The sequence below is a fragment of the Vibrio sp. R10-SG3-ISO10 genome, assembly GCF_059834185.1.
This window is the reverse complement of record NZ_JCBDHG010000022.1, coordinates 875368-900568: the sequence shown is the minus strand read 5'-3', so window position 1 is coordinate 900568 and position 25201 is coordinate 875368. Positions and strand designations below refer to the sequence as shown.

At 44.4% G+C, this 25201-nt stretch carries 22 protein-coding genes; 16 read left to right on the top strand and 6 right to left on the bottom strand.

Going from position 1 to position 25201, the window contains the following annotated elements:
• Positions 1-120: 120 nt before the first annotated feature.
• Positions 121-579 (bottom strand): hypothetical protein, encoded by a 459-nt coding sequence (locus AC6R16_RS17640; RefSeq protein ID WP_500675244.1) that lies wholly within the window; start codon positions 577-579, stop codon positions 121-123.
• Positions 580-840: 261 nt separating this feature from the next.
• On the opposite strand from AC6R16_RS17640, the gene AC6R16_RS17635 reads away from it, so the two are divergent.
• From AC6R16_RS17635 to AC6R16_RS17615, 5 genes are all read left to right on the top strand, one after another.
• Complete coding sequence (locus AC6R16_RS17635; RefSeq protein WP_500675243.1) at positions 841-3198, top strand: fatty acid cis/trans isomerase; 2358 nt, start codon at positions 841-843, stop codon at positions 3196-3198.
• Between the two features lie 39 nt (positions 3199-3237).
• Positions 3238-3426, top strand: a complete 189-nt coding sequence (locus AC6R16_RS17630; protein WP_239852971.1) for a hypothetical protein — start codon at positions 3238-3240, stop codon at positions 3424-3426.
• Positions 3427-3591: 165 nt separating this feature from the next.
• Positions 3592-5340: a formate--tetrahydrofolate ligase gene (locus AC6R16_RS17625; RefSeq protein WP_500675242.1), complete on the top strand. Its 1749-nt coding sequence runs from the start codon at positions 3592-3594 to the stop codon at positions 5338-5340.
• A gap of 141 nt (positions 5341-5481) precedes the next feature.
• On the top strand, positions 5482-7371 hold the full coding sequence (locus AC6R16_RS17620; RefSeq protein ID WP_500675241.1) for a DUF294 nucleotidyltransferase-like domain-containing protein: 1890 nt from the start codon (positions 5482-5484) through the stop codon (positions 7369-7371).
• Between the two features lie 7 nt (positions 7372-7378).
• Positions 7379-8098, top strand: coding sequence for a 3'-5' exonuclease (locus AC6R16_RS17615; RefSeq protein ID WP_500675240.1), 720 nt, complete (start codon positions 7379-7381; stop codon positions 8096-8098).
• A 65-nt stretch (positions 8099-8163) separates the two neighbouring features.
• Here AC6R16_RS17615 and AC6R16_RS17610 read toward each other — a convergent pair whose 3' ends face one another.
• Entirely contained in the window at positions 8164-9735 is a 1572-nt protein-coding gene (locus AC6R16_RS17610) for a BCCT family transporter (protein WP_500675239.1), read from the bottom strand.
• Between the two features lie 378 nt (positions 9736-10113).
• Between AC6R16_RS17610 and AC6R16_RS17605 the strand changes: the two genes are divergently transcribed.
• Positions 10114-10590, top strand: coding sequence for a MarR family winged helix-turn-helix transcriptional regulator (locus AC6R16_RS17605; protein ID WP_500640286.1), 477 nt, complete (start codon positions 10114-10116; stop codon positions 10588-10590).
• A gap of 88 nt (positions 10591-10678) precedes the next feature.
• On the top strand, positions 10679-11737 hold the full coding sequence (locus AC6R16_RS17600) for a GGDEF domain-containing protein (RefSeq protein WP_500675238.1): 1059 nt from the start codon (positions 10679-10681) through the stop codon (positions 11735-11737).
• On the opposite strand, the gene AC6R16_RS17595 is transcribed toward AC6R16_RS17600, so the two are convergent.
• The gene (locus AC6R16_RS17595; RefSeq protein ID WP_069668246.1) at positions 11724-12185 is read right to left on the bottom strand and encodes an Lrp/AsnC family transcriptional regulator; all 462 of its coding nucleotides are present in this window, start codon (positions 12183-12185) and stop codon (positions 11724-11726) included. The genes AC6R16_RS17600 and AC6R16_RS17595 overlap by 14 nt on opposite strands.
• A 166-nt stretch (positions 12186-12351) precedes the next feature.
• Between AC6R16_RS17595 and AC6R16_RS17590 the strand changes: the two genes are divergently transcribed.
• The 3 genes from AC6R16_RS17590 to emrD all read left to right on the top strand — a co-directional run bounded on the left by AC6R16_RS17590 (position 12352) and on the right by emrD (position 15072).
• Complete coding sequence (locus tag AC6R16_RS17590) at positions 12352-13266, top strand: DMT family transporter (RefSeq protein WP_500675237.1); 915 nt, start codon at positions 12352-12354, stop codon at positions 13264-13266.
• Positions 13267-13347: 81 nt separating this feature from the next.
• The gene (locus tag AC6R16_RS17585; RefSeq protein ID WP_500640288.1) at positions 13348-13656 is read left to right on the top strand and encodes a cysteine-rich CWC family protein; all 309 of its coding nucleotides are present in this window, start codon (positions 13348-13350) and stop codon (positions 13654-13656) included.
• Positions 13657-13866: 210 nt separating this feature from the next.
• The gene (emrD, locus tag AC6R16_RS17580; protein ID WP_500675236.1) at positions 13867-15072 is read left to right on the top strand and encodes a multidrug efflux MFS transporter EmrD; all 1206 of its coding nucleotides are present in this window, start codon (positions 13867-13869) and stop codon (positions 15070-15072) included.
• A 51-nt stretch (positions 15073-15123) separates the two neighbouring features.
• Here emrD and viaA read toward each other — a convergent pair whose 3' ends face one another.
• Together viaA and AC6R16_RS17570 are read right to left on the bottom strand one after the other, a co-directional pair.
• A complete protein-coding gene (gene viaA / locus AC6R16_RS17575) occupies positions 15124-16569 on the bottom strand; it encodes an ATPase RavA stimulator ViaA (protein WP_500640290.1) in 1446 nt (481 codons plus the stop codon).
• 9 nt (positions 16570-16578) lie between these two features.
• A complete protein-coding gene (locus AC6R16_RS17570) occupies positions 16579-18246 on the bottom strand; it encodes an ATPase RavA domain-containing protein (protein WP_500675235.1) in 1668 nt (555 codons plus the stop codon).
• Positions 18247-18520: 274 nt separating this feature from the next.
• On the opposite strand from AC6R16_RS17570, the gene AC6R16_RS17565 reads away from it, so the two are divergent.
• The 4 genes from AC6R16_RS17565 to AC6R16_RS17550 all read left to right on the top strand — a co-directional run bounded on the left by AC6R16_RS17565 (position 18521) and on the right by AC6R16_RS17550 (position 22479).
• Positions 18521-19045: an NUDIX hydrolase gene (locus tag AC6R16_RS17565; protein WP_500675234.1), complete on the top strand. Its 525-nt coding sequence runs from the start codon at positions 18521-18523 to the stop codon at positions 19043-19045.
• 11 nt (positions 19046-19056) lie between these two features.
• The gene (ltaE, locus tag AC6R16_RS17560; RefSeq protein ID WP_500675233.1) at positions 19057-20064 is read left to right on the top strand and encodes a low-specificity L-threonine aldolase; all 1008 of its coding nucleotides are present in this window, start codon (positions 19057-19059) and stop codon (positions 20062-20064) included.
• 68 nt (positions 20065-20132) lie between these two features.
• Positions 20133-20441 carry a c-type cytochrome gene (locus AC6R16_RS17555; protein ID WP_500675232.1) on the top strand — a complete coding sequence of 103 codons (309 nt, stop codon included), beginning with the start codon at positions 20133-20135 and terminating at the stop codon, positions 20439-20441.
• A gap of 175 nt (positions 20442-20616) precedes the next feature.
• The gene (locus AC6R16_RS17550; protein WP_500675231.1) at positions 20617-22479 is read left to right on the top strand and encodes a 5'-nucleotidase C-terminal domain-containing protein; all 1863 of its coding nucleotides are present in this window, start codon (positions 20617-20619) and stop codon (positions 22477-22479) included.
• Between the two features lie 69 nt (positions 22480-22548).
• Here AC6R16_RS17550 and ppiC read toward each other — a convergent pair whose 3' ends face one another.
• Positions 22549-22827 carry a peptidylprolyl isomerase PpiC gene (gene ppiC, locus AC6R16_RS17545; RefSeq protein WP_038201315.1) on the bottom strand — a complete coding sequence of 93 codons (279 nt, stop codon included), beginning with the start codon at positions 22825-22827 and terminating at the stop codon, positions 22549-22551.
• Between the two features lie 194 nt (positions 22828-23021).
• Between ppiC and AC6R16_RS17540 the strand changes: the two genes are divergently transcribed.
• Together AC6R16_RS17540 and AC6R16_RS17535 are read left to right on the top strand one after the other, a co-directional pair.
• Complete coding sequence (locus AC6R16_RS17540; protein WP_500640297.1) at positions 23022-23957, top strand: chemotaxis protein; 936 nt, start codon at positions 23022-23024, stop codon at positions 23955-23957.
• A 195-nt stretch (positions 23958-24152) separates the two neighbouring features.
• On the top strand, positions 24153-25169 hold the full coding sequence (locus AC6R16_RS17535; RefSeq protein ID WP_500640298.1) for a GGDEF domain-containing protein: 1017 nt from the start codon (positions 24153-24155) through the stop codon (positions 25167-25169).
• Positions 25170-25201: the final 32 nt, after the last annotated feature.

Genomic DNA, 25201 nt, shown 5'->3' with positions numbered 1-25201 from the left:
AGTGACGGAGTATTCTCCACTTTTCTCTAAGGTATTACCTTCTAGGCCATTCAAAATGAACTTTGGAACAAACTAAGACAAAAAATAAAAATTGATAATGCGAATTTTAAAGAACACGCCTTAACCTTCTATTAGGTACACCTTCTCCCCACTTTGTTTTAAGTGGGCGATAACTCCCTTACGCGTAAGATTGTTTTCATGGAGAAATACGGCAAGTTCTTCGGTTATTCTTCCTATTGTTCGCACTTCAAAACACTGCTCGCCTTTGCGAATCATATAAGCGTCTGTTTTCTTCTCGTTCTGTTCAATTTTATCAAACAGATACTCCTTACTGATGCCTGCATCTTTCAGCAGTTTATAGGCGACTTCGAGTACAGCTTCACTATTTTCCTTAATGAGTTCGTCGCAGGCGGCATTGAACTCATTCCTCACACTTTCGATCGTTTCATTGTCAGCATGTTCAAGTAGTATTTTAAAATGCTTACTTTTATATGAAACCATATTTGGAAGTTCAGGAATAAGACTACTTTCTTTGACCGTTTCATTCGCTGAAACTTGAGTATCATTATCAAAAATCACGATTTATCAACCCACACAACTAAAATTGTATTACATTAAACATTTTAAAATATTTTCAGTCAACCCAATTGTATTTTGATTTCATTTATCTTTATTTGAATGCACTTCGCTATCTAAGCGATACACTATTAATTACGACTTTCGACAATCAAGCCCCTGTTATTTTCTTTGTTATTTTTATCAGTTAAGCAAAGTATTGTTTGCCATTATTGAAACCATCTGCTGCAATTAGTCCATCGAATAGTCAGTACAAGTATCCAGATGAATTTACGTACTTTTTTAATGATGGCAGTCGTATTAACTTTTGCCGGTTGTGCCACCTATGCTGGGCTAAATTACGACCAGTTATTTGGCGAGCCTAGCGTGCAAGAGCGCCGAACTGATTTGAATAGCTCGGAGAGTGATTTCTTCCTTGCCGAGGTTAAACCTATTCTCGATAAACGCTGTGTAGTCTGCCACGCTTGTTACGATGCTCCTTGCCAACTAAAAATGTCATCGGTTGAAGGCATTGACCGTGGCGCGAGCAAAGAGCTGATTTATCAAGGCACTCGTCTTACAGCAGCCACACCTCATCGACTATTTGAAGATGCTCAAACCACCCAAGAGTGGCGCGAGCTCGGCTTTAACCCAATACTTAACGAACGCGTACAAAACCCAACAGCTAATTTAGAGGCAGGGCTTGTCGCTCGTATGCTAATGCAAAAAGAGGCCCACCCTCTTCCAGATCAAGCTCAACTCGAAGGCTTTGACTTTTCGGTTGATCGCTCTCAAGTTTGCCCGACAATTGAAGAGTATGACCAATACTTACAAGACTACCCGACTTGGGGTATGCCTTATGGAATGCCAAACCTCGCTTCCAACGAATACTCCACGTTAATAAGTTGGCTTCAAGATGGCGCGACAATGAATCAGCCTCTACCTTTGACTTCAGCTCAAGCACAGTTAGTCAGTGAATATGAAACACTACTCAACAAAAGCCCTCGTAAGGTTCAACTTACTGCTCGCTACATATACGAGCATTTGTTCTTGTCACATTTATACTTTTCCGACTTAAACGAACAGCATCCACGCTTTTTCACTCTAGTGCGTTCAAGTACACCGCCCGGTCAACCTGTAAAACGTATTGCGACCCGAAGACCATACGATGATCCAGGCATTTCTCGCGTTTACTACCGATTGATACCCGAGCAAGGCACCATTGTTGACAAGACCCATATGCCATTCGCTTTGAACGAAGACCGAATCAACGATTGGAAAGAGTGGTTTATCGACGCCGATTACGATGTCGCTAAGCTTCCAGGTTATACCCCTGATGTTGCTGCAAACCCGATGACAGCATTTATTGACCTACCAGTTAAAGCTCGCTTCAAGTTCATGCTCGACAATTCGCAGAATACGATCAATGCCTTTATTAAAGGACCAGTTTGTCGTGGGCAGTTAGCGCTAAATGTCATCAATGACCGCTTCTGGGTGTTCTTTTTAGACCCAGACAAAGCGGATATCCCTGAAGTAAACGAGTTTTATCATACCCAAGCTGACAACTTAAAACTGCCAGGAGAGCTTGAAAGCAATACCTTACCTATCACCAACTGGGTCTCTTACTCAAGGCAGCAAGCACGTTATTTACAGGCAAAATCTGACTTTATCAACCAGTGGTTTAAAGATGGCAAACATTTAACCACGGATGTCATTTGGACAGGAGAAGGAACGAATCAGAACGCAGCCCTTACAGTATTCAGGCACTTTGATAGTGCATCTGTTGTTCAAGGCTTAGTCGGCACACCGCCCAAAACAGCTTGGGTGTTGGATTATGCTCTCATCGAGCGCATCCACTATTTACTTGTCGCTGGATTCGATGTGTACGGCAACTTCGGACATCAGTTAATGACGAGGATGTTTATGGATTTCTTACGCCTTGAAGGTGAAAGTAATTTCGTTGCCCTACTGCCTAGAGATATGCGCCATAAAGAACACTCAAGCTGGTACAAAGACCAAAGTGCTCAGCTTAGTGACTTCTTACAACGCAACGTTAAGCCGTTTGATCAACCTACACAAGTGCCGTATCAAACAGACGATCCAAAAGCTGAGCTATACGATATTTTACAGACTCAACTTGCTCCTGTGCTGACTAATCGCTTCAAAATCGAACAAACAGGAATGAAGCTTGAAAATGAGCAACTGCTGCGCAGTATAGATAAGATCAAAGGCAAAGGGCTTATCTATCTGCCTCAGATAATGATGTTAATGATTGAGTCTGATAACGGTAAAGATCAGCTCTACACCTTGTTGCACAATAATGCTCATACCAACATCTCTAGTCTATTTGATGAGGAAAGTAACCGCGATCCGACCAATGATGATCTTACTTTGGTTCGTGGAGTGATCGGTAGCTACCCAGCTGCGTATCTATCCCTTAAAGAACAGCAAGTGCCAAAACTGGTCGAAATGTTGAAAAATATTTCGAGCGAGGAAGATTACGTTAAGCTGTTGGATACCTTTGCAATTCGTCGTAGTTCAGACCAATTTTGGCCGTTTAGCGATAAAATTCACGCATGGTATCAAGAGGATCAACCTATCGAATTTGGCCTGCTTGACTACAATAGATTTGAGAATAGGTAGAACCGTTCAACTGCGCATGACACGCTCAGGGAGGTGACTATGGGTATCAATGACAGCATTAGAGCTTTGGAACAACAAATTTATGTTGCCTGCTCAGAAGGTGATTACGACACCGTACAGATGCTTGAACATCAGCTTGATAGCCTTAGGAACAAGGCTGAACATCCTTTCGATGATGATCCTTATGCTCCTGAAGGGAAAATAATCCCTGATGATGACTGGTACTAACGAAAACGCCCCATCGTAATTTACATGGGGCTTTCTTTTGCCCATCGCCCATTACACACGTATAATTCACTCCTCTATAAACAGCGCTTTACAAAGCAATTTTAATCGCTATCATTTGCACGCAAACGATTGCCTCACTTTTTATGTGCCTATTTTGAGGGTTTTATGCTGTCTGATATTGAGATCTGTCGCGATACTAAACTAATGCCAATTTCCCAAGTTGCTGAGCGTGCTGGTCTGCATGCAAATGAATTCCATAGCCAGGGAAAATACAAGGCTAAAGTGACTTTAGAAAGCTTAGCGCGCTTGCAAAACAACGTCACCGGAAAACTCGTATTGGTGACTGCAATAACCCCTACTCCACTTGGCGAAGGAAAAACGGTTACTACGATTGGCTTATCTCAAGGCATCGCCAAACTTAATCGCTCCGTTATGGCCTGTATACGCCAGCCTTCAATGGGCCCTGTTTTTGGTGTCAAAGGAGGTGCGGCTGGCGGTGGTTACTCTCAGGTCGCTCCAATGGAAGAATTAAACCTTCACCTGACGGGTGATATTCATGCCGTTACTGCAGCACATAACTTAGCTGCAGCTGCGATTGATGCACGTATCTATCATGAGCAACGCCAAGGCTATAAAGACTTTGAACAGCGCAGTGGATTAACTGCCCTCAAAATTGACCCTCAACGCGTTGTCTGGAAACGTGTCATGGACCACAACGACCGAGCACTGCGTATGGTGACGGTCGGCATGAACGAAGCGAACAAGACCATTAATGGCTTCGAACGCCAAGATGGATTTGACATATCTGCCGCTTCCGAGCTGATGGCAATTCTTGCGCTCGCTTCTGACTTAAAAGACCTTCGTGCTCGTATTGGCCGAATTGTTGTCGCATACGATATCGATGGCAAACCTATCACCACGGAAGATTTGCAGGTCGCAGGTGCCATGGCCGTCAGCATGAAAGAAGCGATTGAGCCAACCTTGATGCAGACGTTAGAAGGCGTTCCAACGCTTATCCATGCGGGCCCGTTTGCAAATATTGCTCACGGTAACTCGTCTATTATCGCAGACAACATCGCGACAAAACTGTGTGAATTCACCGTAACGGAAGGTGGATTTGGTTCTGATATGGGTTTTGAGAAAGCCTGTAACATCAAAGCTCAGATGTCAGATAAATCACCAGATTGTGCCGTCATTGTTGCCACTTTACGCGGTTTAAAAGCTAACTCAGGGCTGTACGATTTAAAGCCCGGCCAAGCAATACCAGAAATGCTGTTTGAGAACGACGAAAAGGCGCTCATTGCCGGATTCGATAACTTAAAATGGCATATCAACAACGTAAACAAATACGGCGTGCCTGCGGTTGTTGCAATCAACCGTTTCCCTCAAGATAGTGACCAAGAGCTTCAAGCTCTAAAAGCCATGATTGAAGCTTTACCAAATGATGTTGAAGTTGCTATCAGTGAGGGCTTTGCCAAAGGTGGTGAAGGCACAGTAGAGTTAGCTGAGAAAGTCGTCGCACAGTGTGACAAAACAGCCCACTTCAAGCCGCTGTATCAATTTAGCCAAACAACCGAAGAGAAGCTAATGGCTGTGGCTGAAGCAGGTTATGGCGCATGTGGTATTACTCTTAGTTACCAAGCAAGAAAACAGCTTGATGAGTTAAAACAGCATGGCTTCGACAACTTAGCGGTTTGCCTTGCAAAAACACCACTGTCTATTTCCACCAATGGCAGCATTAAAGGTGCGCCTTCTGGCTTCGATGTGCCAATCCGTGAGTTACGACTGTGTGCGGGTGCGGGCTTTGTTTATGCGCTTTGTGGCAACGTAATGACGATGCCGGGCTTGCCAGAGAAGCCTGCGTTTATGAATCTCGATCTCGATGATGACGGCAATATTATTGGCTTAAGCTAACCGCGATTGACCAATGAATTCTCTAAGAGGCTAAGTAGTTAAAACTTAGCCTCTTTTCTTTAGCGCAAACTCGACAAGCCATGCAGTCCACCACAAGATCATGTACCATTGAAACATTACTCGAACAGACCGGATGTTTTCATGGAAGCAGAGTTATTGGAAATCAAAAATTTCCTATCCCAACACCCACCTTTTGACGAACTCGAAGACGATGTACTCAACTATGTCACCAAGCACGTTGAGATTTCTTACTACCGTGAAGATACGCCTATCATCCACTTTGGCGATGAAATTCACGATCTCTATATGGTACGAAGCGGTGTTGTTGAAGTTTATCGACGCAAAGGCGAGCTCTATAACCGTCTTGATGAGGGTTCCTTGTTTGGTCAAATGGGTCTACTCACAAACAACAAAGTGCGTTTCCCTGCCAAAGCGATAAAAGATACTCTGCTCTACTGTATTCCTGAGACAGTCTTCCAAGAACTCTATGACGAGCATGAGACTTTCGCTGACTTCGTTGAAGTGGAAGATACCGCTCGTTTGCGCCAAACCGTCTCTAATAGTAGTGAACAAAACGACCTGACAACGTCCAAAGTAAGAACTCTGCTCACCAGCGAAGCGCCAACGATTCCGAAATCTGAATCCATTCAGAATGCAGCGATTAAGATGGCGGAAGAAAATGTCTCTTCACTGTTGATCATCGACCCAGACGTGGCTCAAGACGATGAAGATGATAACAACCCACTGGTTGGTATCATCACTGACCGTGACCTATGTACCCGGGTCCTCGCCCAAGGCTTAGACCCAAGCGATGATGTATCTACCGTTATGACCACAGAAGTCATTTCGCTCGACCATAACGCTTATGTATACGAAGCCATGCTGACGATGCTGCGTTACAACGTCCATCATCTTCCTGTCCTCAAAGACAAACAGCCGATTGGCATCATCGAGGCTACGGATATTGTCCGTTACGAATCTCAGAACTCTCTACTGCTAGTCAGTACCATTTTCCAACAACAGTCCGTCGAAGAGCTTTCTACCCTTTCAGAGCAAGTAAAAGACAGTTTTGTACGTTTAGTAAATGAAGACGCCAACTCACATATGGTAGGTAGTGCGATGTCGGTGATAGGTCGAAGCTTCAAACAACGTATCATAGAACTTGCAGAAGAAGAACTTGGTGAACCACCGGTACCATACTGCTTTGTTGCACTCGGCTCGATGGGTAGAGACGAACAACTGTTGGTCACCGATCAAGACAATGCCATCATTCTTGATAACACCTTTGTAAAAGAGCAACACGATAGTTACTTTGCTCAGCTCGCTAAAATTGTCTGTGATGGTTTAGATAAATGCGGTTACACCTACTGTACCGGCGACATTATGGCAACCAATCCAGATTGGCGTATGACTCGTACCGAATGGGAAGAGTGTTTTGCTGATTGGATTGATGACCCAAACCCTAAAGCCCTACTTAACGCCTCGATATTTTTTGACCTCGACGGTGTTTATGGTCGATTAAAATGGGCCGAGCACCTCAATGGGTTTATTGTGCGCCGTGCACGTAAGAACAATCGCTTCCTCGCCTGCTTAGCCCGCAATGCTATGAACCGCACTCCACCTCTCGGCTTCTTCAAAGACTTCGTTATGGAGAAAGATGGTCAGCATAAGAACTCCATCAATCTTAAACGTCGCGGAACTGCGCCACTCGCAGATTTGATTCGTGTGCATGCGCTCGCCGTTGGCTCTCGCTCTAAGAACTCTTTTGAGCGATTAGATGATATTCACGAGGCAGGCATTCTACCTAAAGGTAAAGCTCGAGACTTAAGTGATGCACTCGAATTTATTTCTATGGTTCGAATTCGCCACCAAGCACTAGACGTTGAAAACAAGATTGATCCTGATAACAACATTGAGCCGGAAAACCTGTCAGATTTTGAGAGACGCAATTTAAAAGACGCATTCCAGATCCTAAGTAACGCGCAAAACTTCTTGAAGTTCCGTTACCAAGCCAGCAACAACTTTAAGTGAGGTGGCTATGCTGAATAAGATTATGTCTCCTCCCTCTATTGACTGGCAAACTAAGTTCAGCCGTAAGTTAGAGGTCGCGCAGAACCAGGCTTTAAAGCAATACTATCAAGCAGGAGTGCCCGCCCCTTCGACCCCACTCGAAGAAGTCACGTTTCTTGCTATGGACTTCGAAACAACGGGGCTTGATTCCGATCAAGATGACATCATTACCATAGGTACGGTGCCTTTTAACCTCAATCGCATTTTTATCAATCAGGCACAGCACTGGACTGTCAAACCTCGCAAGCAGTTAGCCGAAGAGTCGGTGGTCATTCACGGCATTACCCACAGCGATGTGCTGGACGCCCCAGATCTGATTGGCGTTTATGAAGAGATACTCGCTCAGATGGCAGGAAAGGTAATGGTGGTTCATTACCAGCGAATCGAGAGAGAGTTCTTCGACAAGGCGCTCAATGCACGAATTCGAGAGGGAATCGAGTTTCCTGTTGTCGACACGATGCACATTGAAACCCAACTACAGCAAAAAGCCAGCGGTGGGATTTTAAACAAGATAAGAGGTAAAAAGCCTGAATCAGTAAGACTAGGAGCAAGTCGCTCTCGGTATGGGTTACCGCTCTACACGCCACACCATGCATTGACTGATGCGGTGGCGACAGCTGAACTTCTGCAAGCACAAATTGCCCATCACTACGATAGGAGTATGCCTATCAGTCAACTATGGATTTAGGACGGCACACACATTAAAAAAGGGACGATAATCGTCCCTTTTTCGTTTTAATATGATAAATGCGCTTATCGCTTCTCGGTACGCATACCCATTAGCAAGCTGACACACATCAATAGCAATACGAAGGTAAATGGCAACGCTGTTGAAATAGCACCTGCTTGAAGCGCTTGAACCGCCTCTGAGCCACCAATCCATAGCAGAGCTACTGCAATCGCACCTTCCATGAATGCCCAGAAAACACGCTGAATCACAGGCGCATCCACCTTACCACCAGCGGTAATACTGTCGATCACCAACGAACCTGAATCCGATGAAGTAATAAAGAATACCAGAACAAGGATTACTGCAATGATAGATAGGATCGAACCAAACGGAAGTACATCGAACATTTGGAACATAGCCAGTGATACATCGGTAAGACCTTCAGAACCTAACTCACCCACACCGTTTATCACTTGGTCAATTGCCATACCGCCGAATGTCGACATCCAAAGTAGCGTCACTGCCGTTGGCACTAGCAATACTGCCGTGATGAATTCACGTACTGTACGACCTTTAGATACACGTGCGATAAACATACCCACGAATGGTGACCAAGAAATCCACCAAGCCCAGTAGAATACTGTCCAGCCTTGGAACCAAGCTTCATCTTCACGGCCGTGCGGGTTACTTAGTGGTATTAGGTTTTCCAAGTAAGCCATTAGTGTCGTACCAATATTGCCTACAACCATTGCGTAACCAATCAGTGCGACCAAAATCAGCAGTAGGAAAGCAACAATCATGTTGATGTTACTGATAACCTTTACACCGCCATCAATACCGCGAAGTACTGAAACCACCGCAAGCAAAGTCACTACTGTGATGACGACGATTTGTAGCCCAAGACCAGACTCAATACCGAACACATGGTGGATACCACTTGCCGCTTGTTGAGCACCTAAGCCTAGTGACGTTGCCAAACCAAACAAAGTAGCCAGTACAGCAAGAATATCAACAATATGACCTGCCCAACCCCAAGCGCGATCGCCCAGAATTGGATAAAAGATTGAGCGAATAGAAAGTGGTAACCCTTTGTTGTAAGCAAAGAAAGCGAGCGATAATGCCACTACACCGTAAATTGCCCATGGGTGCAGACCCCAGTGGTACATTGTCGCACCTAGCGCTAATTTAGCCGCTTCAGGCGTATTTGCTTCGACACCAAGTGGCGTTTCATACCAACCAGTAAAATAGGCTACTGGCTCTGCGACACTCCAGAACATTAGGCCAATGCCCATACCTGCAGCAAACAGCATTGAAAGCCAAGAAAGGTAAGAGTAGTCAGCTGTAGCGTCAGTACCACCTAGGCGAATCTTACCTAGAGGTGAAACTATCAAAGCTAAGCAGAAGATAACGAAGATGTTCCCCGACCAGATAAACAACCAGTCAAAGCTACCTATAATCTGCCACTTAATTCCATCCAGAGTCGCTTTAGCAGACTCTGCATCCATAACCAGAACTGCAATCAAAAATACTGCAATCAAACCTGCACTCCAGCCAAATACTGGATTGTGCACATCGAATCCCCATTTCTGTACATTATCTTGACCGATTGTATAGTCGGTACTGTCGATACTGTACTTATCTATGCCTTTAGTCATCATTCCTCTCTAGCATCTGATCCTTAATGTGTATCAGCAAATCACTCTTAAATCATTAGAGTTAAAATTGATTTTTGTAACAATGCAATCTGATACAGCTCCCAATATTGTACGCTTCTTGTCGTTTTGTGCCAGTAATAAGCTGTTTTTTCGCCACAATTTAGGAAAATGGTGACCTGAACGATTGGATATTAATCAATTTGAGTTACACTCAAAATTCAATACTGTTTGAGTACTAAATAAGTACACTAAACCATAAACAAGAGAGGGCAAAAACAGTGTGAAAAATTGTGATAATTGAGACTTTTTTTCGTCGATTTTTTCAGGTATTTTTCGCCTACTTTTTTCCATCAACTCTCGACCAACCAAGGAAACGCATTGGAAAAGCACGAAGAAGTTCTGATCTCGATCCGCCAAATCATTCGAGCGATCGATTTACACTCAAAAAAACTCAGTAAAGAGTCTGGTCTTACTGGCCCTCAACTTATCCTAATGCGTTCGATTAAAGAGCTAGGTGAAGTAACCATTCGTCAACTTTCGGACCACACCAACATGAGTCAAGCGACGGCGACAACCATTCTCGATCGCTTAGAACGCAATGGGCTTGTACAGCGAGTGCGTAGTGTCAAAGATAAGCGTAAAGTTCATGCGTACTTAACTGAAAAAGGGCAAGCTCTATTGCTAGAAGCCCCAACCCCACTACAGCAAAGCTTTATTACCAAATTCCAGCGTTTAGAAGAATGGGAGCAATCGCTTCTGCTCTCTTCGGTTCAACGTATCTCTTCAATGATGAATGCGGAAGATATTGACGTGGCTCCTGTCCTCGAATTGGGTAGCATTACTAAACCTGAATAACCACCCAGAAATTTGCTTTCATCCTGCTTTGAGCATACGTTTATTGAACAACAATAATAAACTCTAACTAGCAGTCAAAGAGGATGTAATGGGTAAGAGTGATACATTACATAAGCAACATGACGAGGCGATACTCGACTTAACGCAACAAAAACAGTTGCTAAAGGTTATCGCCACTATAACGCTACTCGTGTTCGTACCACTCGGCATTAAGAACATTATGATTGGCGAGTTGATGCTAGGTATTGTGCTGCTCGCCTTTGAAATTTCTCTGTTACTCGAAGTCACTGCCATTGTTTACAATAAGCAGACGTTTTTTAGTTATTACCTACCGCTTTCTCTACTCATCATATCCGCGATCTTAACCGTTGCTATTTTCGGTACACTGGGGACGTATTGGCTTTACCCAGTCGTTATCGGTATCATTTTTCTTCTGCCAAAACGTGAAGCCATCATTTCCAACGCAATTATCATTATTGCTTCAGGCTACGCAGCGACACTCCATGTTGACCATGGGATTACCGCTCGTTACGTCATCTCTTTGATTGTCACGGCGATGTTGGTTCACGTGGTTGTTGGAGCCGTACGTAAACTACAGGCTGACATGCATAACTTACTCGTCCGTGACCCTATGACTGGCGCATTTAATCGTCATGAACTAAACAGCTCCCTTGAAGACGCGGTTGAGCACTACTCCACTTCCACCATAGCCATCGTGGACGTCGATCGATTTAAGTACATCAATGACCGCTATGGCCATGACGTAGGAGACCGAGTGCTAATGGTGATTGTTAAAACCTTCAATCGCTATATGGGGCCGTCGGATAAGCTGTTTCGTTTAGGCGGGGATGAATTTCTTCTTATTTTTCATGGAAAAGATCGGCTTCTTACCGAAGAGATCATGAACTATATCGCCAAAGAAATCAGGCATACTGTTCATGCTAACTCTACAGGGATAACCATCAGCGTAGGCGTAGCTGAATCCGAACCTTTTACAGAAATTCGTGAATGGATGAAACGTGCAGACTTAGCGTTATACGAGTCAAAACGTCTAGGGCGCGACAAGGTGTCATACTATACGCCCTCCATGTCGGCGCAATTTGAACAACGTGAAATTGAAATATCTGGGCGCGCTAACCTCCGCTAAAAATTGGCAGCTCACTCCCCCCTTTGACTTGGCGAATCGCCAAATGGGTGTGTATGTCTTTGACGTTTTCTAAACGCTGCAACTTACGAGTGAAAGACTCATATCCTGCTAAATCATGACTTACCACTTCTAAAAGGTAGTCATAAGCTCCAGAAACGACATGGCAGCTAATCACCTCGTCCATTTCTTGTACCGCTTGCTCAAAATCATCAATACTCGACGCTTGGTGGTTGTTTAAGCTCACCTCAACAAACACCGTCATACCAACACCAATAAGATCTTTGTTCAGGCTTGCACGATAATTAGCGATGATTCCTGACTCTTCAAGTCGCTTAATTCTTCTCGCGCAAGGCGAAGCGGACAAACCAACCTTGTCAGCGATATCTGCCGTAGACTGACGAGCATCTTGTTGAAGCAAACGTAAGATGTGCTTATCAATTCGATCCATAACCTTTGCGCCTTTTTCTAGCTAATACTCTAAGATATTTGACTGATTCAGCCAATATCACTCGATATGGTGACAAATATTGCCAGATTTCGCCTCCCATTACGTCTCATAATATTCACAAGTTTAATTTTGGTCACATATGGATATGCTTTCTGGATATTTGGCAATGATTGCCACGCTATTACTTTGGTCTGGTTTCTTCCTTTCACTGAGAAGTGGAGCGCACTCAGAACTGCTCACAGCCGATATCGCGCTCACGCGCTTTATCATTCCTTGTGTCGTGTTGCTACCCCTCGTTTACAAAGCCAGAGAGGCGATCCTTGCGGTACCTAAACACTACCTTCTCGGTATGTTCATAGGTAGCGGCTTACCTTACCTCCTGATCGCTGGTACGGGAATGAAATTCGCTCCAGTATCTGATGGCAGTGCCCTTATCCCCGGCACACTCCCGCTTTTTGTGTCTGGAATAGCAGTATTGCTTTTTAAGCAGCCACTCAGTACTCACCGACTTTTTGGATTAGCGCTTGTGATTGGTGGTATCGTCACCTTTCTGATGCAAAGTGTTGGCAATGCTCATTCAGATTTACTGCAAGGTCAGATGCTGTTTCTTATCGGCAGCGCAATGTGGGCAATTTTCACGATTTGTGCCCGTGTCTCAAACCTAAACCCTTTAGCGGCTTCTGGGCTTGTCTCTCTGATGTCCATGATCGTTCTGTGCGGCCTCATTTTTACTGGTGTGCTCGACAGTTACCTTTACCAACACAACCCTACTGAGTGGCCATGGAGAGAGCTAGGTGGGCACATCATGCTGCAAGGCGTTGGGGCAGGTTTAATCGCGGCTTTTACTTACCTTCATGCTATATCAGTCTTAGGGGCTGAGCGCACCGCCGCATTTGGCGCAGCAACCCCAGCGGTTGCAACTCTGCTTGCGATCCCTGTTTTCAATGAGCACCCTTCGCCATTAAGCTGGCTAGCGCTGAGTCTTATTTGTGTAGGGAGTTTAATTGCGAGCAACATACTGATGAAAAAAGACACATCGCTGCAATATCAACCGCCATCATTTAAGTCGGGGGTTAAGTAATCCAACTAAGTGGTTATTTTTGATGTTGTGGTCTTAACTCGGTATAGTCCTGCACTTACTTAGCTATAGTGGAATCAGACATTGAAAACACCTTGTATCGCTGCCTGTAAAAATAACGAAGGGATCTGTAGTGGATGTCATCGCACGGTGGATGAGATTGTTAACTGGCGCCATCTTTCTGATCAAGAGCGCGATCAAGTGATGGCAAACCTGAGCGGTAAAACTTCCACGCATAACTGCCCCTCATGCCATCAGCCTGCTCAATGTGACATCAGCCAAGGTAAGTCAACTTGCTGGTGTTTTGATATTGAAAAACGCGATACGTCAGATCTGCCAAAAACCGATACTTGCTTATGCCGCAAGTGCTTATCTAAGCTGCCGACTGCATAAAACGCAGCTTTGATAGCATATAAATTTGGATAAGTTTTTCTAATCCATAATCAAAATTTTTATCTTGCTTAAGATCACACTTTTCGATTGCCAGACTCGCCAACTCACTCTAATATCTCGCGCCTGATAGTTCCCTTTGTTTACTTTAATGATTAGCTTTGTTTACTCAAAGTTAGTGTTTTTTGCGCTTTGAATTTAGGTGTTGTAGAAATGTCTGCGTCTTCTCAAGTGATTAAGTTAACCTTCCTGATCGCAATTTTGACTGCTGTTGGTCAAATGACTCAAACCATGTATGTGCCTTCCATTGGTCATATGGCGAGTGAGTTTTTAGTGACGCCTGCCGCCCTGCAAGCTGTGATGGCGTGCTACTTGATCCCTTACGGATTTTCGCAGTTTATCTACGGCCCATTGTCAGACAGATTAGGACGTAAACCGATCATCGTTGTTGGCTTGCTGATTTATATTGTCGGTACTATCGTTGCTTTGTTTGCTCATAGCTACGATTGGTTTCTAGCGGGTAGCTTTATCCAAGGTCTCGGCATTGGTTGCGGAGGTGCGATGTCACGTACATTGACTCGCGATCTGTTTGAAGGCGCTGAGCTGCACAAAGTAAACAGCCTGATTAGCATGTGTGTGATTTTCTCACCACTAATTGCACCAGTACTTGGCGGCTACCTAACCGAAATGTTTGGCTGGCGCTCTAGCTACTTGTTCTTGGCTCTGTTTGGCATTGCCGTTGTCATTACTATGATGACCAGCTTTATGGAAACATTACCACGTGAAAAACGTCGCTATGAGAAAGTAACGAGCAGTTACCGTTATGTTCTGTCAGACCGTCGCTTTCAAGGCTATTTAATCTGCTTGGTAGCCACTTTTTCTGGTATTGCGATTTTTGAAGCTGCAGCAGGTGTTCTACTCGGTGGAGTTTTACAACTTCCTGCGACAATAGTGAGCCTGCTGTTCGTACTACCAATCCCTGGTTATTTGGTAGGTGCAGGTCTATCAAGCTACATCGCCAGTAAACGTAACGAGAAAAGCGCTCTTACGGTAGGCTTAGTCGCAATCATGCTCGGGTCATTGGTCATCTTGCTACCTGGCCTGCTTGGACATACTAATGCGCTAAGCTTAATTGGCGGTGCGACCGTTTACTTCTTAGGTGCTGGTATTTTGTTTCCTGCAGCAACGACAGGCGCACTATCTCCACTACCTTACCACGCAGGCACAGGTGGCGCGGTATTAGGAGGAATGCAAAACCTAGGCGCAGGATTAGCGACGCTAGGTGCGTCATTAATCCCAGCACCCGATCAAATGCCACTTGGGGTACTGATGTTAATGATGTCGGTATTAGCATTAATTGGTTTAATTCGCGTTTACCGAAAAAAAGATCCTTCCAACGAGATGCCATTGGCGATCTAAGCTAAGTACAAAAAAAGGAGCTCAACGAGCTCCTTTTTTTGTATCTCACATTTACCATTTCTTCATTAGTCGCCCAACTAAGTTGGGATGATATGCCCAGCTGTGGTCAAACATGGCCATCAACTCTGGGTTACCATACTTTGACAAGCTAATGGCATGAAAACGGTTCTTACGCGCTTTTAGCTCATCTACTTTGGCGATCATCTCATCTGACTGCTTAGGTGCAATAAAATCAGAAATCACCACTAAATCGGCATTCTTGTACTTATCACCACACATCAAGTCAATCGACTTCATGATAACCGGCGCAATGTCCGTACCACCGTGGAAGTTGTAGCTTAAGAAATCACTCGCTTCACGCAACCCGTCTTGTTTAGTTAACTCATAGGTAATCTGTTCGGTAGAGAACAGCATAACGTAACAATCACGGTCTTCAGCCAAAGCAATTTGCATTAACGCGTAAGCCATTGCCTTTGCACATTGCTCAGGAAACCCCGTCATAGAGCCAGAGGCATCGACACAAATAATGAAAGGCCCTTTTTCAACCTCTGCGTCTTTGTTATCAGGTTGCTGCGCACGAACCTTACGTAACGTTCTTGATTTGCCCTGCATACGATAGTTCATCAAGCGCTTATCGACGAGGTGTTTATAGAACACTACCTCAAGTTCAGGGTATGCCAAAAACATGGTTTCGTTTGGAAGTAGCTTGTTCAGATCATCGCTTTCATGAATACCGACAATATCGTCAGTCGCTTCATCGGCCTTCTCTTCCACCATTTGCGGCTCTTCAACAGGGGCACGATTAAGATCAGGATCGTTCACTTGACTCGCCATGCGACCAAGTTTTTCACTGATCTCTTGTAGCCCTTTGTTTTTCTTTAAGAACTCAGCATGGCGCTTCATAACCGTAAGATCAGATTGACTCAACTTGGCTGATGCCATATCCCAAAGGCGGCCAACACTGCCTTCGTCACCTTCTTCCGTGACTCTATCCATGCTTTTCATCGTTTCCATGCGTTGATAGAGATCTTTAAGAAGCTTTTCTTTGTTAGCTTCAAGCTCTGATACCTGCGCTTGTCGAATCGCATCAGAAAGGCTTTGATACCATTGATCGCAGAAGTAATGTGGGAACATTGGGTTACTCAGCCCTTTGTTCTTTTCAAGCAGTCGACGCGCTTGTAAGTAAAAAGCAGAGTGCCACTCTAGTTTTTTCAGAACTTCAGGGATTTCTTCAAAAAATCGCGCTTCATCCCAGTGAATCACTTCTTGATAAAGGGCGAGTTCTTGCTGAAAACGTTCCGTTTCACATACTTTGGTGATGCGCTTTTTCACACTGCCGCGCCATTTAAGCAGATGGTTTTTCACCGAGGTTTTCACACCGCGATTTTCTGCCATGGCCATTACTTGCGAGCGAGCCATTAGGTCATTCACTGCTGTATCAATGATTCCTGATTCAGCAATGGCTAGCGCTAAGTTTAAACCGTCTGCTCCTAACATACTGGCCCCTTAAGAGAAGAACTCGTCTAAATGCTTAAAGCGGAAAACCGTACGTTCACATTCAGTTTTCGTCGATTCCAACACATGCTGAAGGTTCTGTAAGCTTGCTTCCATCGCCCTTGGCAGTTCTTGTTCAATGAAGCCGTGCGGCAATGCACCATGGAAATCAGAACGAACCTTACGCAAGTGATGCTCTGCAAGCTCTAACTGAGCCATAGCCTGCTCTGATTTGGTAAACCACTCTTGGAATAATGATGCATCTAGCCCTTTGTCAGTCACAATCGAAACCAACACACCCCGATTGGCAATATCTTTGATCACTAAGTTGTTGGCAGCATCAACATCGAACCTAAAGCGGCACATGTTGGTGTTTTGGTTTACATAACCATAGACGTCACCATGACCCTCTTTGATTACACGCTCCAGTTCATTCTTAGGAACGTACACCCATCGGCTATCGCCCTTCTCAGATTCAGTGACAGACATATTGCTTTGCAGCAGGACAAGTTTCACAAGGTCAAAGGTGCTGCCTACCTTGTAGCTTTTTGCATCAGAGATGTCGTAACTATTGATCTGCTGCTTTTTCAATAGTCCAGTGGTGGACTCCATCGACAGCATAACGCTCAGTTCAGACTCTAGTTCATCCTGAATGTCACTTAACTCTTCACGGCAGAGAGTGATTTGCTGTTCAACATCTTGCTGGTCAAACGCATGGTTGAGAGCAAACTGCTTAATCACACTACGAACTATGTCGCGTGATTCAGGGCTGTTCCACAAGCAATCTTGCAGTAATAAAAGGTCTAGCGGATTGATTGCATCACGACCATTAAAATAGGCGCTCGCTTTAAGCAGTTTAACCGCCTTCTTCCAACGACGATCAGAGACATACATATCAGTGTCTTCTGCTTCAACACCACTGGCTGCCGTGGCAGCGCTCTCTAGCAGACTCTTCAGCTCATACAACTTTTCAAAGACTGCATCAGACAGTTCAAGCTGTTCGATTTCAGATTGCCACTGATGATACTCTTCATCTGTAATCGCTAAGCCTTCCGGAATTTTAGCTTCTTGCGCCGTACCCACCGTCAGCATAGATTTGAAGTTCTGCTTATTTTGAATTCGGTTGACGAACACACGCACTAGCATGCGGTCATATAAGGCTTCTAGACCACTATCTTCATCTGGCAGTTCGTTAGATGCAGAGACCAACAGCCTCATTGGTACACGCTCAATATCGCTACCATTTTTAAACGTTTTTTCGTTAACAACCGTTAACAGCGTATTAAGAATTGCTGGACCTGCTTTCCAGATCTCGTCAAGAAAAACCACTTGCGCCGTTGGCAAGTAGCCCTCTGTTAAACGTACATAGCGACCATTATCTTTGAGTTCTTGAATGCTAAGCGGACCAAACACTTCTTCTGGGGTAGAAAAGCGAGTCATTAAATATTCAAAGTAAGAGGAGTTATCAAAAGCTTGGATAAGGCGCTTTGCAATAAGACTTTTTGCGATCCCCGGAGGACCTAATAAGAAAACACTTTCACCCGCCAAAGCTGCGAGCAAACAAAGTTTGATGGTTTCTTCGCGCTCGTAGACACCGTCAGATAAGGCTTGCGCCAATTTATTGATTCGTTCTGAGAGCAACGCTTTTTGTGAGTGAGACACTCGATTTGGGCTAATCATTTCGCGCTCTCCTAAGGTTAACCTGATGGCATGTATGTATAATTTTATACATTTGTTATCACTCTGTTACAAGCGTAATTTGAAGTTTGGACAAATCTTTATATCAGATGCAGTTTTTGCGTAACTCGTTGAAAACAATGTTTGCACTTTTGAGAGTTCTATCACCTATAGCGTATGGGATTTTGTGAGGTATCGACGAGAATGCGCTTTATCTACGGGGATTGAGGCTGTAAGGTAACTCCTGTCTTAAGCTAGGACTAACAATAAGAATCAAATGGAAAACACAACTAAGACGATCCATTCATGGAAACGCATCTCTCTTATCGAAGAATCAATCCTCCTACCCAACGGTAAAAAAATCGCGCATACGACGATATCTCACCCTGGTGCAGCGGTGATTTTGCCTATTGATGAAAATGGTCACATCATTGTTATCAATCAATACCGCCCATCTCTTAAGAAGTGGTTATTAGAATTACCTGCGGGAACGTTGGAGTCAGACGAACCGATTGAGCTCTGCGCGCACCGAGAGCTTGAAGAAGAGACTGGTTACAGTGCTAAAAGCATGGTATCTCTAGGACAAGTAACGCCTCTTGCGGGTTTTTGTGACGAAATCCAATATCTGTTCGTTGCAAAACAGTTAACCCAAACCAAACGTTACCAATGCGATGAAGATGAAGTCATCGACGTACTCTCATTATCAGTAGAACAACTCGAACAAAAAATCATTTATGGTGAGATCACCGATGCGAAAACTATCGCGTGTTTAAGCAAAGCAAAGCTGTGTGGATATATATAGGAGACAAGATTATGGATTTTCGTTCAGATACGGTAACTAAGCCTACCGAGGCAATGCGCAAAGCAATGGCCGAAGCACTTGTAGGCGATGATGTGTATGGTGACGACCCAACCGTAAACGAACTAGAGCAGTGGGCAGCCGAGCGACACGGATTTGAAGCGGCGCTATTTACGACTTCTGGCACTCAAGCCAACTTACTCGGTCTTATGGCTCACTGTGAACGCGGCGATGAATATCTATGTGGTCAACAAGCCCACAACTATAAGTACGAAGCTGGAGGCGCTGCGGTGTTAGGTTCTATCCAGCCTCAACCGATCGAAAACAACCCAGATGGCACGTTAGATTTTGCGAAACTCAAAGCCGCCATTAAGCCTGACGATTCACACTTTGCCCGCACTAAGTTATTAAGCTTAGAAAACACCATTAATGGTAAGGTGCTGCCACTCTCCTACTTGGCAGAAGCAAGAGAATTCGTCAATCAACATGGCTTGTCACTTCACCTAGATGGTGCTCGCGTATATAACGCTGCAGTCGCGCTCGATGTTGACGTCAAAGAGATTGCTCAACACTTCGATTCCATGACCATCTGTCTATCAAAAGGATTGTGTGCGCCCATCGGCTCTCTCCTTCTTGGCAGCAAAGCCTTTATCGCCAAAGCTCGCAGGCTGCGTAAAATGGTGGGGGGCGGCATGCGCCAAGCTGGTATTTTGGCAGCGGCAGGCAAACTGGCATTAACTGAACAAGTCACACAACTGAATGTTGACCATCAAAACGCCAAGAAGCTAGCGCTAGGGCTTAGTGCATTAGACGGTTTCCATGTTAACCCTGATTTCGTTCAAACTAATATCGTCTTTGCTAAATTTGATGACAGTATCGAAATCAACAAGATTGCAAACCAGCTAGCTGAAGACGGAATCACTGTGTCACCGGGCAACCCGATTCGTTTCGTGACTCACAAAGACGTCTCAAGCGCAGATATCGACCTATTACTGAGTAAACTTGCGCAATACATCAAATAATCTCACTTGAGCTTCCCCCTAGGGGAAGCTTTATTCTTTTGCGTAGCCATATTGATCGAGATGTATCTATGAAACGCATCCTTCTACTACTATTAGCTCTCCCTTCCATCGCATTAGCAAACAACGATTTCGGTAACGCTGAACTTGGAAAAGTCAAAGCGCCAAGTTGCGTCTTCTGCCATGGTTCTGATGGCATAGCATTCAACCCTGCTTATCCGCATCTAAAAGGCCAGAATGCTCAGTACTTGTATCAATCTATGAAAGATTATCAAGATGGACATCGCTCAGGCGCGTTAGCAGACATGATGAAAGCGCAGCTTTCTCGGCTCAATGACCAAGATCTCAAAGATATTGCCGCCTATTTTGCTAGTCAGTAGTACAAGCTATAAAGTCGAATAATGATGAACATCACGATTATTGATACGTTATAACATAACCAAACGATATCATTCGCATTATTGCATGCAAGATAAGATGTATTTCATATAAATCCTATAATCGTAAGCCGAAGATCAAGTTTTCTTCTCATGCACTCATTTATAGGGACGAACAATGAAATATAGCCCATTGGCACTAGCCTTCCTGTCAGCAGTGGTTGCTTCAGGGTGTACAACACAAACTTCGAATGAAACGCCATTCGACCTAACGATTTTACATATCAACGATCATCACTCTCATTTAGAGCCTTCCACGCAGAAACTCAAACTAGCGGGTCAATCGACTTACACTCAAGTGGGTGGATTTCCGGCACTGATTAGCGCTCTAAATCAGCGTACAGAAGCAAACGAGAACGTGTTAAAGCTTCATGCCGGTGACGCCATCTCTGGCACGCTTTACTACGCGCTATTTAAAGGTGAAGCCGATGCTGCGATGATGAATCACGCTTGCTTTGATGCTTTTGCACTTGGTAACCATGAATTTGATGATGGTGATGCAGGGCTAGCACAGTTCTTAGATTGGATGAATGAGGGTGAGTGCTCAAAAGAGACAGAAGTACTAGCAGCTAACGTGATTCCAAAGCAAGGCGTGTCTCCTCTCGCAATGAACTCTGCCAACGACTACTTTAAGCCATACATGGTAAAACAATATGGTGAGCATCAGATTGGTATCGTCGGTATTGATATTGCTGACAAGACAATGAACTCATCGAACCCAGATGAAACCACTCAGTTCTTGAACGAAGTTGAAACGGCACAAAAGTACATCGACGAGCTAGTTGCTAAAGGCGTGTCGAATATCGTGCTATTGACTCACTATCAATACTCGAACGACCTCCAGCTTGCAGAGGCTCTTACTGATGTAGACGTCATCATCGGTGGTGACTCACATACTCTATTGGGCGATTTCGCTGCTGTAGGCTTAAAGAGTGAAGGAGCTTACCCGACATTAATGACGAACAAAGATGGCGACCAAGTGTGTGTCGCTCAAGCATGGCAATACTCACAGATTCTTGGTGAGTTGTCGGTTTCTTTTGATGGTAAAGGCAAAGTCGCTGCTTGTAATGGTACACCGCATCTATTGATCGGTTCCGAGTTCAAACGCAAAGACGAAAATGGTAAAAAGCAAACACTTGAAGGTGCCGAATTGGCCGCAGTGTTGGCTGATGTAGAAGCCCAGCCTAATCTTATTCAAGTTAAACCCGACGCGGCAACACAACAAACCTTATCCGCCTTTACACAAAAGCTCGATGTTATGAAGGATCAAGAGATTGCACAATCTTCTGAGCTACTGTGTTATGAGCGCGTTCCCGGTCAACAAAAGCACAATGGTGCAGACGGCTGTGATACACACACTAACCTTCACGGCTCTCAAGTGGCCGACCTTGTAGCGCAAGCATTCTTAGCCCAAACCAAACGTGCCGATGTTGCGATTCAAAACGGTGGTGGCGCTCGTGCAAACATTCCTCAAGGTAAGTTCACCGTAGCGGGAGCAACAAAAGTGCTGCCATTTAGTAACACTATGGTGAACCTACAAATGACAGGAGCGGAGGTTAAGAAGGTACTGAATGAAGCCGTAGACAAAGCTTACGCAGAATACGTCGATAACAGCGCTAAAGGTTCAGATGGTGCCTACCCTTACGCTGCGGGTATTCGATATGACGTTGACTTTAACCGCCCACAAGGACAGCGCGTTCACAATGTAGAAGTCAAAGCTAAAGGAGATGGCAGTTGGTCTAAATTGAGCAACGACAGAGAGTTGATTGTCGTGACCAACGATTACATCGCGGGTGGTAAAGATGGCTACATTACCTTTGGTGAAGTCTCTGCTGATAAGTCGAAATACGAAAATACGCTAAAGCTCTATACAGAGACCTTTATCGATTATGTTCGTGACCTAGCAGCAAACGGTAAGAAAATTGAAGCTGTTGCAGAGCAAGACCGCAGCACCCAAACATTCACTCCAAAAGCAAACTAAACGCGAACAAAATGGCCAAGGTCATTACCTTGGCCATTTTTAAAATCTCTATAAATCAGCACACACTGACTAGGTACGATAAAGCACTTTTACGACATGCCAACCGAACTTGGTTTTCACTAGATGAGGAACCAATGTTTCGCCAGAGAAGCATACTTTGTCGAACTGTGGAACCATCTGACCTTTACGAAATTCTCCTAAGTCACCACCCTTTTTACCCGATGGGCATGTTGAGTATTTCTTCGCGAGAGTCTGGAATTTTGCGCCTTTCTTAAGCTGCTTGATAATGTCTTCTGCTTGCTCTTTGTGCTTCACTAAAATATGAAGTGCATGCGCCGTATTCGCCATGATGGTGCCTCTAATAATGACTGAGTTTGCGCGGATTGTACCCGATTAAAATGAGATCTTCACCCCAGTGATTTCACCACCTAATTATCAATGCTCACCTTATCGACAATTAAAGGCAAAATTGACGTACATCCATTGATCATCCGAGTAAATCCGTTACCATTTATAAAAATAGTCGCACATACGAGAAACCCATGGCAAAACCAGTAAGTAAAGCAAATCAGTCTCAAGGTATGCTGATGTTTACTTTAACCAACAGTAAACAGTTGTTCGCTATTGGTACTCTAAAAGTTAGAGAAATTGTGCCATTTCAGCCGACAACGCAAATCCCCTACTCACACCATCATGTAATTGGAACAGTCACCATACGTGATAAAACAATTCCTGTTATTAACATGCCTGCCGCAATCGGCTTTCGTCCTATTCAGCCAGAGGAATATGACTCCTGCTATTTGATAGTAACCGACTGCTTGCGTACTGTGGTTGCTTTTATGGTGCGTTCGATTGAAAAGATCATCGAGTGTGACTGGAAATCTATAGAGTCCGCGCCCAAAAGTGCGGGTTCTAATGTGTTCGTTACAGGTATTACGCGATTTCAAGATCAAATCGTTCAGATGTTGGATGTAGAGCTGTTGCTATCAAAAATTTATCCGCAGTATGAATCGACCAATATCCCAATGCTGACAGATATAGAGCGGGAGAGACTGAAAGCGCTTAATATTTTGCTTGTGGACGACTCTTCTATTGCACGCAAACAGCTGTCTGATGCACTAGATAGCATTAACATCTCGTATCAGATATGTAATAACGGCTTGGACGCTCTTGATCTAATGCGCAGTGAAGCTTCTGCCAACAGACCGATTGATCTGCTCGTCAGTGATATCGAAATGCCAGGCTTAGATGGCTATGAGCTCGCTTTCGAGACTCAAAACGATCCTGAGCTCAAAAATAGCTATGTGATTCTTCATACTTCTCTTTCAAGTGAGATCTGTGTTGACCGGGCACAACAAGTAGGTGCCCATGAAGCACTAGAAAAATTTAATGCAGGTGATTTGATCCAAGCTATGCTGCGTGGAGCCGGCAAGCTAGAATCAGGAAATGTTCGAGAAGAAATGCCTGAAGGTGTCTGATTAGCATCAACTTTTAGGTTGTCGTACCTGCTTAAAGCTGATTGAATGTTTCACTCACAAATGTCAGCATATACTTATGCTAAAGTTCATATTAATAATGAATAACTCACTCTAAAGTGATACTGAACAAACATCTAGATTAGAAATCCGCTACTCTTAATGTACAGGGTGTCGAGAAAAGAATATTCCTAAGAAATGACAGACGACGACTTCAAGAAATCGACGGCTAACCTTAAAAAAGCTGTCCCGCTAATGATGAAAAACCACGTAGCCGCTACACCGGCTAACTACGCTTTGTGGTACACCTACGTGGATAACGCGATTCCTCAGCTCAACCGTGAGTTAGATAGTGTCGTGGAAAATTATGGTATCTGCCCACCTGCTGCCGGCGAACAACTCTACAACAACTATGTCGCGAGCCGTTCTGAGACCGATATGATGGAGCTGCGCTCCAATATAGAAATATTGGTCAATGAAGTCGCTAGCTCAATGACAGACACTTTGACAGACACATCTCAGTTTTCTAAGCTTATCGACAAGAGCTTTGACAATCTAGAACGTGTCGAGGGTGAGGCTGTTTCGATGGACGAAGTGATGACTGTCGTACGTCAACTTGTCGCTGAGTCCCGAGAGATCAGGCATTCAACTCGCTTTCTCAATAATCAGCTAGAAACGGCAACCAAAGAGATCAACCTACTTAAGACTCAACTCGCTGAAGTTCAGCAAGACGCACTATTTGATGCACTCACGAGCTTGTACAATCGCCGAGCATTCGATAATGATATCAGTACATTAACTCGTTCTGAGCAGAAAATGTGTTTGATTCTAGCAGACATCGATCACTTTAAATCATTCAATGATACCTATGGTCACTTGTTCGGAGATACGGTTATCAAAGGCATTGCAAGAAGATTGCAATTAAGCTGCCGCGACGGAATTCAAGCCTACCGATTTGGTGGTGAAGAGTTTGCCTTAATTGTACCGAACAAAACGTTACGAATTGCACGTCAATTTGGAGAGAGCCTGCGTAGAGCGGTAGAAAAACTTTCGATCAAAGATCGTCGAACCTCTGAACAAGTCGGTAACATCACCATTTCTATGGGTGTGGCTGAATTTCAGCCAGGGGAATCTGCAGAATCGCTCATCGAACGAGCCGATAAACTGCTTTATGAAGCAAAAGAGCTAGGACGAAATCGCGTGATGCCTATATAGGCTAAAGAGATGACTAAAAAGGCCCTTAGCAC